Source organism: Streptomyces sp. NPDC093801, from assembly GCF_040701585.1.
GTDB lineage: Bacteria > Actinomycetota > Actinomycetes > Streptomycetales > Streptomycetaceae > Streptomyces.
Genome location: NZ_JBFBDP010000038.1, coordinates 45182 through 56791 on the forward strand (window position 1 = coordinate 45182; position 11610 = coordinate 56791).

Genomic DNA, 11610 nt, shown 5'->3' on the forward strand with positions numbered 1-11610 from the left:
CGCCGGCCGGGGATCAGCCGGAGCAGGCCGAGCGCTGCGCCTCCTGCCACTCGCACACCGGGCACCGCACCACGCCCGGGGTGGCGGCCCCGTACTCGGTGGGCCCGCCGCACTCCAGGCAGTCCGCGTACGGGGGCCCGGGCGCCCGCCCGGCGGACGCGGCCGGGGCGGGGCCGGGACAGGAGGGGGCGGCGTCCTGTAACGGGTCCATGCGGACGAGCCTACTCAGCCCCGGCGCGTGCCCGCCAGACAGGCCGCCGCCCCCGCCGCCGCGGCCAGCAGCAGCGCACCCGCCGACGCGCCCGCCGCGAAGGCCGGCTCGGCCGCGCCCGCCCGGGCGGACCCGATCAGCACGGACACCGCCCCGCGGGCCGGGGACAGGGGCAGGACCCAGGCCAGCAGGCAGCCCAGGGCCGCCCCGAGGACGCCGGGGCCGCGCCCCGGCACCAGCGGCGGGCCGCACACCGCGCCCACGGCCGCCCCCGTCAGCACGCACACCGCCACCGCCACCGCCCCCGCGAGGGCGGCCGCACCGGGGGCGTGCCCGGCGAGGTTCCCCACCAGCAGGGTGTAGGCCGCGGCGAGCATCCCGGTGAGCAGGGCCCCGCCCAGGCCGGTCAGCAGGGCCGCCGCGTGCACCCGGGCCGGGCCGGCCGCGGCCGCGGCGCAGGCGCGGGCCGCCGGGGGCTCGGCGGTGACGCAGGTCCGGACCAGCCAGGCCGCCAGCGGGACCAGCCCGGCCGCGGCGTAGCCGAGGGAGTCCAGGGTGCGGTCGCCCGGCTGGATGCCGATGCCGGTGAAGACGGCGTAGACCGCGAAGGGGGCGAGCCAGCGCTGGGACCGCAGCAGCAGCGCGGCCCGGTAGCGGAGCAGGGCGGTCACGGGAGTTCCTCCACGGCGCGGATGTGCCAGGGTCGCCGGGCGGTGAGCAGCTCGCGCAGCACGGCGTCGGAGCGGTCGGCGCCGACGGTCAGGAGGATCCCGCCGCCGGGGGCGGGTACGGCCCCCGGCGGCGGGGCGCTACCGGGCGGGCCGGACGCGTGGATCCGCACCGCCGCCGCCCCGGTCCGTACCGGCGGCGCCGGGCCCCCCGTACCCGGCGCGCCGGCCCGTGCCGGCGGCTCCGCGGCCACGCTCTCCAACGCCCCGTCCAGCAGCCGGTAGCGGCGGTCGGGCAGGCCGGCGAGCCGCGCCGGGTCGTGGTCGACGAAGACCACCGTCCCTCCGGCGGCGGTGCGTTCGCCGACGGCGCGGTCCAGCTCGGCGCGGGCGGAGGGGTCCAGGCCGGTCCAGGCCTCGTCGAGGACGAGCAGCCCGGGCTCGGCGAGCAGGGCCTGGGCGACGGCCACCTTCTGGCTGGTGCCCTTGGACAGTTCGGCCATCGGGGTGCGGGCGTACGCGGCGGCGCCGAACCGCTCCAGCCGTTCGGCCGCCCGCCGGGCGGCCCCGGCGCCGGTGAGCCCCTGGATCCGCCCGAGGTGGGTCAGGTAGTCCAGGGCGGTGAGGGGCAGGGCGGCGGGGAAGCGCTCGGGGACGTACGCCGTACGGCGCGGCCGGCCGGTGATCCGCCCCTCGGTCGGGGTGTCGATGCCGGCGAGGAGCCGCAACAGGGTGGACTTGCCGCCGCCGTTGCCGCCCTCGATCCGCACGAGGGCGCCGGGCGCCAGCTCCGCCCCGACCCCCCGGAGCACCCAGGGCCGCCGCCGGCCGTAGCGGCGGCCCACTCCGGTCAGGTTCAGTGCGCCGCCGCCGTCTCGGTGACCTCGCTGGGCCGGACGATGACGAAGCCCTCGCCGCGCAGCATCAGCTGGACGGCCTCGCCCGAGCCGCCGCGGATCATCGAGCCGATGGACTGGGAGCGGTGCAGCCCGGTCTCCAGCTGGGCGCTCCAGCCGACGACCGCGTCCGTGTCCACGTACACCGGGGACTGCGCGGTGACCGGGATGATGATCGGGTGGCCGTCGCAGACGACGGCGAGCTTGCCGGTGCCGGTGAAGAGGCTGTTGAAGAGTCCGCCGCCGGTCATCCCGGCGCCCTTGACCATCTTTATCTCGTACGACAGCGTCGGGTCGAAGCACAGCACGTTCCGCCCGTTGACGGTGAAGGCGTCCCCGGGCTCGAAGTCGATGATGAAGCAGTTCTCGGCCCGGTGCGCGAACCAGGCCTCGCCCCGCCCGCGTACGGACATCAGCGCGAGGCCCTCGCCGGTGACGGCCCGCTTGAGCATTCCGCCGATGCCCTGGCCCTTGCGCTCGAACTGGAGGTCGCCGCGGAAGGCGACCATGGAGCCCTGCCGGGCGAGCATCTCGCCGTTGACGGCGTACTTGACGGATTTGGCGTTCTGCAGGGTCATCCCGGGGGCGGCGGCGGGCTGGGCCAGGTTCTCACCGGCGAAAAGGTCGCTCTTCATGGGCTCGATCCTCACCCGCGCCCGGTACCCGGGACATCCTCCTCAAGTCGGAGCCTGGCATCCTTGACGGGATGAGCAGCCAGCACACGAACCAGACACCGGACGTACCCGCGGTGGGGTCGGACAGCCCCTTCCGCAAGGACCACGTACTGCGCGACGAGGCCCCGCAGTTCGTCCTGCCGCTGGTCGTCCGGATCGAGAAGACCGGGCCGCCGGCCCGGACGGACGCGCTGGAGACGGCGGCCCGGGCGGTGCTGGTCCTCCTCACGGACGAGCGCGCGCAGGGCGAGGGCGAGTGGGCGCAGGCGGTGCGCGACTGGCAGGACGCCCGGATCCGCAAGGTGGTCCGCCGGGCCCGCGGCGCGGAGTGGCGCAAAGCCGGCACCCTGCCGGGCGTCACGGTCCACGGCTCCGCATCCGAGGTACGGGTCTTCCCGCCGGTCCCGCTGGACGGCTGGCCCAAGGAGCTGGCCAAGCTCCAGGTGTCGGGCACCGACCTGGACGACCCGGCTCCGGCGCGGGCGCCGGAGCCGGGGGTGCCGGTGCTGTGGCTGAACCCCGACCTCGACATGTCGGCCGGCAAGGCGATGGCCCAGGTGGGCCACGCGGCGCAGCTGGCCTGGTGGGAACTGACCGCGGCGGAGCGCGCCCTGTGGCAGGCCTCGGGCTTCCGCCTGGCCGTCCGCACCGCCCCGCGCGAGGACTGGGCCCGGCTCAGCGGCAGCGGCCTCCCGGTGGTCCGCGACGCGGGCTTCACGGAGATCGCCCCGGGCAGCTGCACGGTCGTCTCGGACCACCCGGCCCTGCACGCCCGGCCGTAGGCCGGCGTGCCCCCCTGCCCGGACGCCGGCCCCTGCCCGGACGCCGGCCCGCGGCCGGCGGCCGGCACCGGGGGCCGGCCGGCGGCCCCGTACGGGTGCGGCCCGGGCGGGAACCTCAAATGTTGCTCTGAACGTCCCCTCACGGTGGTTGGCCCAATCCCGTCCGGGCCATGACATCCGCACAGAGTCCTTGAGAGGGGGCGAGGGGGACATGAAGCCCATGGCACGCCTGGGGGTGGGCATCGGCTGGCGGCCGGAGATCGCGGAGGCGGTCGAGCGGCTGGAGGGCCTGGACTGGGTCGAGGTGGTGGCCGAGAACGTATGCCCCGGCCACCTGCCGCAGTCCCTGCTGCGGCTGCGCGAACGCGGCGTACGGGTCGTGCCGCACGGGGTGTCGCTGGGGATCGGGGGCGCCGACCGGCCCGACGCGGGCAAGCTGGCCGCGCTCGGGGAGCGGGCGGTGGCACTGGGGGCGCCCGTCGTCACCGAGCACATCGCCTTCGTGCGGACCTCCTCGCCCGCGCTGGAGGCCGGGCACCTGCTGCCCGTGCCGCGGACCCGGGACGCCCTGGCCGTGCTGTGCGAGAACGTGCGGATCGCCCAGGACGCGCTGCCGGTTCCGCTGGCGCTGGAGAACATCGCCGCGCTGGTGTCCTGGCCCGGCGAGGAGCTGACCGAGGGGCAGTTCCTGACCGAGCTCGTCGAGCGGACCGGCGTGCGGCTGCTCGTCGACGTCGCGAACCTGCACACCAACCGGGTGAACCGGGGCGAGGACCCGGCCGCCGTGCTGGACGCGATCCCCCTGGAGGCGCTGGCGTACGTGCACGTGGCCGGGGGTGTGGAGCGCGACGGCGTCTGGCACGACACGCACGCGCACCCGGTGCCGCCGGTGGTGCTCGACGTGCTGGCCCGCCTGCGCGAGCGGGTGGACCCGCCGGGGGTGCTGCTGGAGCGGGACGACGACTTCCCGGAGGGGCGGGAGCTGGCCGGCGAACTGGAGCGGATCCGCGCGGTGGTGACGGGCGGCGGGGCGGGTGCCGTCCGGGCCCGGGAGCCGCTGGCCGTGCGCGACGGGGCCCCGGAGCCCGCCGGCGAGGCCGCGCGGACCCGGGTGGGGCTCGGGCAGGCCGCGCTGCTGTCGGCGCTGGTCGCCGGGACGCCCGTGCCCGAGGGGTTCGACCGGCGGCGGGTGCGGGTCCAGGCGCGGGCACTGGCCGCCAAGCGGGCCTCCGTGGTGGCGAAGGTCGCACCCGAGCTGCCCGGGATCCTGGGCGGGCCGGAAGCCTTCCGCACGGCCTTCCTGGAGTACGCGGCGCGGCGTCCCCTGAGGGACGGGTACCGGCGCGACGCCCTGGACTTCGCGGAGCACCTGCTGGTCCGGGACCTGCCGCAGGACCCGGCCGCGCGCCGTCGGCTCACGGCCTGGTGGCGGGAGCGGGCCGGGGCGCGGCCGCCCCGGCGGATCGTGCGCTGGGCGCGTGCGCTGGCGGGGAGGGGACGGTGAACGTTCTGGCCGTGGGTGTGTGGGTGGCCGTCGCCGTGTCGAGCCTCGGCCTGGTGCTGGGGCTGCGGCGGGGCCGGGCGCGGGTGTCCGGGACCCCCGAGGTCCACGACCTGTCCGAGGCCGCGTTCCTGGTGGGCGGGCCCGGCACGGTCGTCGACGCCGCGCTCGTCGCGCTGCTGGGCGACGGCCGGCTGGTGGCGGGCGGACCGGGCATCGTCCAGGAGGGGCGGTCGGCGCGGGGGGCGGACCCCGCCGAGCGGGCCGTGCTGTCGGCGCTGCGGGCGGCGCCGTCCGGGTGGCTGTACCAGGTGCGGTACGCCGCGATGCTGGACCCGGCCGTGCAGGAGACCGGGGACGCCCTCGCCGCGCGCGGGATGATCGCGGCGGGTCGGCCGGGGCGGGGCCTGCGGCGCTGGGGGCTGGTCCAGGCGGTGGTGTGCGCGGTGCTGATCCCGGTGTCGCTGCCGGTGACGTTCGTCGCCATGGCGCTGACGCAGGAGTCCCGGGTGCCGTTCGTCCTCAAGGTGCTGCCGGTGCTCGTGGCCGGCATCGTGGCGGGCTCGCTGTGTGCCCGGCGGGCCGGGCGGCGGGTGACCCCGGCGGGCCGGGCCGCGCTGGAGCGGGCCCGGGCACGGTACGCCGCCGACCCGGGCCCGGCGGTGCGGACCGCGCTGTTCGGGCTGCGGGGGCTGCGGGATCCGGGGCTGCGGGCGCAGCTTGTGCCCGCGGCGCGCGGGACCCGGCTGGCCGCGGCCCAGGCGCGGGGGCGGACCTCCGCCGGGCGGTCCCCGCACGCGTCCGGCTCCGACTCCGACTCCGACTCCGGCTCCTCGTCCGCCGACCTGGTGCCGGTGCTGTGGTGCGCCTCCGCCGACACCGGCGGGTCCTCCGGGTCCGGCGGCTGCGGCGGCGGTTCGGGCTGCGGCGGTTCCGGGGGGTCCGGGTGCTCGGGGTCCTCCGGCTGTTCGAGCGGGTCGAGCTGTTCGGGAGGGTCGAGCTGTTCGAGCGGCTCCAGCTGTTCCAGTGGTTCGAGTTGCAGCAGTTCGTCCGGTTCCAGCTGTTCCAGCAGTACCTGACCACCCGTCACCTCCGCGTCACGAGCCGCTCGCGCTCGCGCAGCGCGGCTCCGGACCGGGCGGCGGCGGGTGGAACCGGCCGTGCTCCGGATCTCGTTCCTGCTGCCCGCCCGGGCCGGGGTGTGGGCCGCGGCCGCGCCGGCCGTCACGGCGGACGCGGCGACCGCGGCGGGGGTGGCGTACTGGTTCGCCCCGCCGATGCTGCCGGCCTTGTGCCGCCTGGCGTTCGCCGGGCCCCCGACCGCGCGCGCCCGCCGCGGGCCTCCCCCGCCGGCCGGCGGCTGCTCGTCGCGCTGGACCGGGAACGGGCGGCGGCGGACCCCTCGCGGCGGCAGCGGCCCCTCACGGCGGTGGCGGTCCGCGGGCTGGGCGCCGTACGCCGCCCGGGCCTGCGCGCGGCCCTCGCGGCCCGGCCGGCCTGATCCGCGCGGCGCGGCCCCGTGCTCCGACCGGGGCCGCCCGGCCCGGCGTCCGGCGGTGCGGCTGTACAGCGGCAGGGCCCTGACATCTCATCGGACAGGACGATGAGACGAAGGGGTCGCCATGCGGATGACGCTCGCGCGTTTCGGAACCGCCTCGGCGGTCCTCTGCCTCGCCCTGTGCGCCCCCGCCGCCGCGGCCCGTGGGAGCGGGCCGGGGCCCGTTCCCGGCCGGGTCGCCGCCGAGGACGCCGGGGCCGAGCTGGTCGCCCGCCGGGCCGCCGCCGCTGCCGCCCTGCGACCGGTCGCCGGTGCGGCCGGGGCCCCGGCGCACGGCACGCGGCCGACCCAGGGCGCCCGCCCCGCGACCCGCCCCGTGCCCCGCCCCGGCGGCGCCGGGGCCGGGCGGCCGCTGGAGTTCCTGCCGTGCCCCGCCGCCGAGGAACTGCCGGAGCCCGTACGGTGCGCCACGCTGCGGGTCCCGCTCGACTACGCCCGCCCCGACGGCCCGCAGATCCCCCTCACCGTCAGCCGGCTCCCCGCCTCCGGCCGCGGGGGCGCCGTCCGCCAGGGCGCGCTGGTGTTCAACCCCGGCGGGCCGGGGGCCTCCGGGACCTGGTTCCCCCTCCTCGCCGACCGCGCCGCCTGGCGCCGGGTGGCCGCCGCCTACGACCTCGTCGGCTACGCCCCGCGCGGAGTCGGCGGATCCGCCCCGCTGACCTGCCAGGACCCCGGCGAGTGGCCGCAGGGGCCCACACAGGTCCCGACCGTGCCCTCCCCCGCGTACAAACGGGAGCGGCTGGCGGCCGCCCGGGCGTACGCCGCGGGCTGTGCCCGGCGCACCGGGCCCGCGCTGGCCCACTACACCACCCTCGACAACGCCCGCGACCTCGACGTGCTGCGCGCCGCCCTCGGCGAGCGCCGGCTGAGCTTCGTCGGGGCCTCGTACGGCACCTACCTCGGCGCGGTGTACGCCACCCGCCACCCGGACCGGGTGCGCCGCATGGTGTTCGACTCGGCGGTCGACCCCGACCCGCGGCAGGTCTGGTACCTCGGCAACCTCGCCCAGGCGGAGGGGTTCGAGCGCCGCTGGGCCGACTTCCGCGCCTGGACGGCCCTGCACCACTCCACGTACGGGCTGGGCACCAGCGCGGAGGCGGTGGGGGCCAGTTACGAGAAGGTCCGCGCCGCCGTGGCGCGCGCCCCGGCGGGCGGGGTGGTCGGTACGGGCGAGCTCCGGGCGGCGTACCTCCAGGCCGCGTACTACGACGACGTGTGGCCGGAGCGGGCCGCGGCGCTCGCCGCCTACCTGCGCGGGAACCCGGCCCCCCTCGTCCGGCAGGCGGCCCGCGACCCGGCGACGGCGCGGGAGGCCGCCAACGCGACGGCGGTCTACACGGCGGTGCTGTGCAACGACGCCCCCTGGCCCGCCGACTGGGGGACCTGGGACCGCGACCACACCCGGGCGGCCCGCCGCGCCCCCTTCGAGACCTGGGCCAACGCCTTCCTGAACCTGCCCTGCGCCGGCTGGCCGGTGCGCGAGCGGCAGCGGCCGGTGGACGTCGGGGCACTGCCGGCGGGGCTGCGGCTGCCGCGGACGCTGATCGTGGCGGCGGAACGGGACGGGGCGACGCCCTACCCGGGCGCGCTGGAGCTGCAGCGGCGGCTCGGCGCCGGCGCCGCGCTCGTCACGGAGCGGACGGCGGGCAGCCACGGGGTGGCCGGCGGACGCAACGCGTGCGTGGACCGGCATGTGGAGCGGTACCTGCTGACGGGGACCACTCCGGGGTGGCGCGTGACGTGTGCGCCGCATCCGGAGCCCGCACCGGTGACACTGGACGAGGGGCCAGCGAGCGCTCCCAGGGCGCTGCTGCCACCACTCGTCTGAACTTCCGGGCGGGATCTCCGGCTGCGTCGTTTCGGGGGCATGGCCACCCGATCCACCGGAGGCCGCTCCTCAGCGAGAGCGCGGTCGTCCTCCGGTCCTTCCCCCCAGGGGAGGTATCAGGCGAGCCCTGCCACCAGATCGGCGACGGACTTGCGGCGCCCGGTGTAGAAGGGCACCTCTTCACGGACGTGCATCCGGGCCTCGGAGGCACGCAGGTGACGCATGAGGTCGACGATGCGGTAGAGCTCGTCGGCCTCGAAGGCCAGCAGCCACTCGTAGTCGCCCAGGGAGAAGGAGGCGACGGTGTTGGCGCGGACGTCGGGGTAGCCGCGGGCCATCTTGCCGTGGTCGGCGAGCATGCGGCGGCGGTCCTCGTCGGGCAGCAGGTACCAGTCGTACGAGCGCACGAACGGGTACACGCTGACGTAGTCGCGCGCGACCTCGTCGGCCAGGAAGGCCGGGATGTGCGACTTGTTGAACTCGGCGGGGCGGTGCAGGGCCATGTTCGACCACACCGGCTCCAGCGCGCGGCCCAGCCTGGTGCGGCGGAACAGGTTGTAGGCGGTCTGCAGCTCGTCCGAGGTCTCGGCGTGCCACCAGATCATGATGTCCGCGTCGGCGCGCAGGCCGGAGACGTCGTACGTGCCGCGGACGGTGATGTCCTTGGCGGCGAGCTGGTCGAACAGCTCCTGGACCTCGTCGGCGTAGCCGCTGCGGTCCTCCGGCAGGACGTCCTTCAGCTTGAAGACGGACCACAGGGTGTAGCGGATGACCTCGTTGAGGTCCTTCGCCTTCTTCCCCGCGTTGGGAATCTTCTCTGGTGCAGTCATGTGTCCATTGTCCCGTGTGCTGATCAGTGCTCGGTGCCAGGGGTGGCCATCGAGGCGGTGACCGCGTCCGCGGCCTTCCCGGCGCTCGCGATGCAGGCCGGGATCCCGACGCCGTCGTAGAGGGCTCCGCAGACCGCGAGGCCGGGCAGGGCCGCGACGGCGGCCCGGATCCGGTCGACGCGGGCGAGGTGGCCGACGGGGTACTGGGGCAGTCCGCCGTCCCAGCGGGTGACGGTGGAGGCGACCGGCCGGGCGGCCAGTCCGACGGCCTCGCCGAGGTCGGCGAGGGAGGCGTCGACGAGCTCGGGGTCCTCGCGCTCCAGGTCGCCCTCGTCGCCGTGGCGGCCGACGGAGGTGCGCAGCAGGAAGAGCCCGGGGTCGGCGCCGGCCCAGGCCCACTTGTTGCTGGAGAAGGTGGACGCCTTGATCGTGCGGCCGTCCACGGGCGGTACGAGGAAGCCGCTGGCGGACCCGTCGGCGAGGGCCGCGGGCAGGTCGGAGCGGCGGAAGGCCATCGTGACCAGGGCCATGGAGGCGTACTCGGCCTCGCGCAGCCCGGCTGCGGCCGCGGGGGCGAGGGCGTCGAGCAGCCGGGCGGCGGGGGCCGCCGGGGTGGCGAGGACCACCGCGTCGGCGTCGAACGCCCCGCCGTCGGTGGTGATCCGCCAGCCCCCGGGCGTACGGGCGATCCCGCGCGCGGGGGTGCCGGTCAGGATCCGCGCCCCGGCGGCCCGGCAGGCGTCGGCGACGGCGAGCGGCAGGCGGCCGATGCCGCCGGAGATCCCGGCGAAGAAGGCCCCGGTGGCGGCCGCGCCGGTGACGGTGGTCCGCTCGGCGGCCGCACGGGCCGCCGCGCCGCTCTGGAGGGCGCGGACGCCCTCGGTCAGCGTGGGGTGGGTGCGCACGGCCTCGAAGAGGGCGGGGACGGCGGCGCGCATCGAGATGCGGTAGGCGTCTCCGGCGTAGACCCCGCCGAGCAGCGGCTCGACCAGCCGGTCCACGACCTCGCGGCCCATCCGGGCGGCGACGTACTCGCCGACGGCGACGTCCTCGCCGACCTCGGTGGGCGGCAGTGAGGTGTCGGCGGCGATCCGGGCGAGGCCCTCGGCGGACAGCACGCCGGAGGCGGCGAGCGCGGCGGTGTCGCCGGGGACGCCCATCACGTGGCCGCGGGGCATGTCGCGCAGCGCGCCCCGGGTCCACAGCCGGGCGGTGGCGGTCGCCGGGGGCTGGAGCGCGTCGCCGAGGCCGACCGCCCGGGCGAGGTCCAGGGCCTCGGGGCGGCGGGCGAGGAGGGACTCCGCGCCGAGGTCGACGGGGGCCCCGGCGAGCTCGCCGGCGTGCAGCTTCCCGCCGAGGCGCGGGCCGGCCTCCAGGAGGGTGACGCGGACGCCGTCGGCGAGCAGCCGGTGGGCGGCCGCGAGGCCCGCGATGCCGCCGCCGATGACGACGACATGGCGGGACGGTCCCGGCCGTCCCGCTCCGTTCGTACGCGTGTCCGCTTCGTGCATGGACACATGGTCTCAGACCGGCCGGCGAGGCCGGAACGTGACCGCATCGGAACCGGGTCGGGATCCGGGAGGCGAAACCCTCGGCGGCGGCCCGTACGTCGAAACGGGGACATCTGGCGATCCCCGGGGGGTACTTGACGATGCACACGCTCAGCGGACACCGGCGCGCGGCGGCGGCCCTGGCCGGCCTCTCCCTGGCCGGGGGCCTCGTGCTCACGGGCTGCAGCGCCGGAGGAGGGACGTCCTCCTCCGGCGACCGGGCGGCCGCGGCCGCCCCCCGGGAGGCCGCGCCGGGCAAGCCGGGGGCCGGGGCGGCCGCTCCCCCGGCCGCGGCGGACGCCGGGGGCCGGGCCCGGGTTCCCGTCCGGCCGAACGTCATCCGTACGGGGAGGCTGGGGATCGAGACGGCCGAGCCGCAGAAGGTGGTCGCCGCCGCCCGTACGGCCGCCGAGGGCGCGGGCGGGTACGTGGGCGCCGAGACCACCGACCGGGGCGGTGACGGGCGGATCACCTCGACGCTGACCCTGCGGGTGCCCGGGGACCGGTTCGACGCGGTGATCGCCTCCCTGGAGGGCGGCGGGAAGCTGCTGAACCGGAAGGTGGAGGCGCAGGACGTCACCGAGAAGGTCGCCGACGTCGACAGCCGGGTGAAGTCGCAGCAGGCCAGCGTGGCGCGGGTGCGGGAGATGATGGAGAAGGCCTCCGCGCTCAGTGACGTGGTCATGCTGGAGAGCGAGCTGAGCCGGCGCCAGTCGGACCTGGAGTCCCTGCTGGCCCAGCAGAACGCGCTGAAGGACCAGACCTCGATGGGGACGATCACGGTGTCGGTCTCGGAACCCGCTCCGGCCCCGGTGGAGAAGGACCCGGAGAAGGACGGGGAGCCGGGCCTGGGCGACGCCCTGGGCGGCGGCTGGGCGGTGTTCGCGCGGCTGGTGCGCTACCTGGCGCTCGCGGTCGCGGCGGTGCTCCCCTTCGCCGTCGCCGCCGCCCTGGTGGCCTTCGGGTTCCGGGCGTACCGCAGGTTCCGTCCGGCGGCGCCGAGGACGGGGCTGCGGCGGACCCTGGTGCCCCGGCAGCCCTCCGCCCCGGCGCCGGCCCCGGCGCCGGCCCCGGCGGCCGGAGCGGGGGACGCCGAGGACTGACGGGCCGTT

General features: G+C 77.4%; 12 protein-coding genes. 6 read left to right on the plus strand and 6 right to left on the minus strand.

Annotated elements, in window-relative coordinates; all coding sequences use genetic code 11:
• Positions 1-13 precede the first annotated feature (13 nt).
• The 4 genes from AB0469_RS33825 to AB0469_RS33840 are packed head-to-tail and all read right to left on the minus strand — an operon-like array spanning position 14 to position 2410.
• Positions 14-211 carry a hypothetical protein gene (locus AB0469_RS33825; protein WP_366455311.1) on the minus strand — a complete coding sequence of 66 codons (198 nt, stop codon included), beginning with the start codon at positions 209-211 and terminating at the stop codon, positions 14-16.
• 14 nt (positions 212-225) lie between these two features.
• Entirely contained in the window at positions 226-882 is a 657-nt protein-coding gene (locus tag AB0469_RS33830) for an ABC transporter (protein ID WP_366455312.1), read from the minus strand.
• A complete protein-coding gene (locus tag AB0469_RS33835) occupies positions 879-1739 on the minus strand; it encodes an ATP-binding cassette domain-containing protein (protein ID WP_366455336.1) in 861 nt (286 codons plus the stop codon). The genes AB0469_RS33830 and AB0469_RS33835 overlap by 4 nt, the downstream gene beginning before the upstream one ends.
• Positions 1736-2410 carry an AIM24 family protein gene (locus AB0469_RS33840; protein WP_366455313.1) on the minus strand — a complete coding sequence of 225 codons (675 nt, stop codon included), beginning with the start codon at positions 2408-2410 and terminating at the stop codon, positions 1736-1738. The genes AB0469_RS33835 and AB0469_RS33840 overlap by 4 nt, the downstream gene beginning before the upstream one ends.
• Before the next feature lie 71 nt (positions 2411-2481).
• Here AB0469_RS33840 and AB0469_RS33845 point away from each other — a divergent pair, with 71 nt between their 5' ends.
• The 5 genes from AB0469_RS33845 to AB0469_RS33865 all read left to right on the plus strand — a co-directional run bounded on the left by AB0469_RS33845 (position 2482) and on the right by AB0469_RS33865 (position 8118).
• Complete coding sequence (locus tag AB0469_RS33845; protein ID WP_366455314.1) at positions 2482-3231, plus strand: aminoacyl-tRNA hydrolase; 750 nt, start codon at positions 2482-2484, stop codon at positions 3229-3231.
• A 211-nt stretch (positions 3232-3442) separates the two neighbouring features.
• Positions 3443-4735, plus strand: coding sequence for a DUF692 domain-containing protein (locus AB0469_RS33850; protein ID WP_366455315.1), 1293 nt, complete (start codon positions 3443-3445; stop codon positions 4733-4735).
• Positions 4732-5811, plus strand: coding sequence for a TIGR04222 domain-containing membrane protein (locus tag AB0469_RS33855; RefSeq protein ID WP_366455316.1), 1080 nt, complete (start codon positions 4732-4734; stop codon positions 5809-5811). Before AB0469_RS33850 ends, AB0469_RS33855 begins: the two co-directional genes overlap by 4 nt.
• Positions 5812-6023: 212 nt before the next feature.
• Positions 6024-6233 carry a hypothetical protein gene (locus AB0469_RS33860; protein ID WP_366455317.1) on the plus strand — a complete coding sequence of 70 codons (210 nt, stop codon included), beginning with the start codon at positions 6024-6026 and terminating at the stop codon, positions 6231-6233.
• A gap of 127 nt (positions 6234-6360) precedes the next feature.
• A complete protein-coding gene (locus AB0469_RS33865) occupies positions 6361-8118 on the plus strand; it encodes an alpha/beta hydrolase (RefSeq protein ID WP_366455318.1) in 1758 nt (585 codons plus the stop codon).
• A gap of 116 nt (positions 8119-8234) precedes the next feature.
• On the opposite strand, the gene hemQ is transcribed toward AB0469_RS33865, so the two are convergent.
• A complete protein-coding gene (gene hemQ, locus AB0469_RS33870) occupies positions 8235-8948 on the minus strand; it encodes a hydrogen peroxide-dependent heme synthase (protein ID WP_365158741.1) in 714 nt (237 codons plus the stop codon).
• Positions 8949-8971: 23 nt separating this feature from the next.
• Entirely contained in the window at positions 8972-10459 is a 1488-nt protein-coding gene (gene hemG / locus AB0469_RS33875) for a protoporphyrinogen oxidase (RefSeq protein ID WP_366455319.1), read from the minus strand.
• A 140-nt stretch (positions 10460-10599) separates the two neighbouring features.
• Between hemG and AB0469_RS33880 the strand changes: the two genes are divergently transcribed.
• Entirely contained in the window at positions 10600-11601 is a 1002-nt protein-coding gene (locus AB0469_RS33880) for a DUF4349 domain-containing protein (RefSeq protein ID WP_366455320.1), read from the plus strand.
• The last annotated feature ends 9 nt before the right edge of the window (positions 11602-11610 follow it).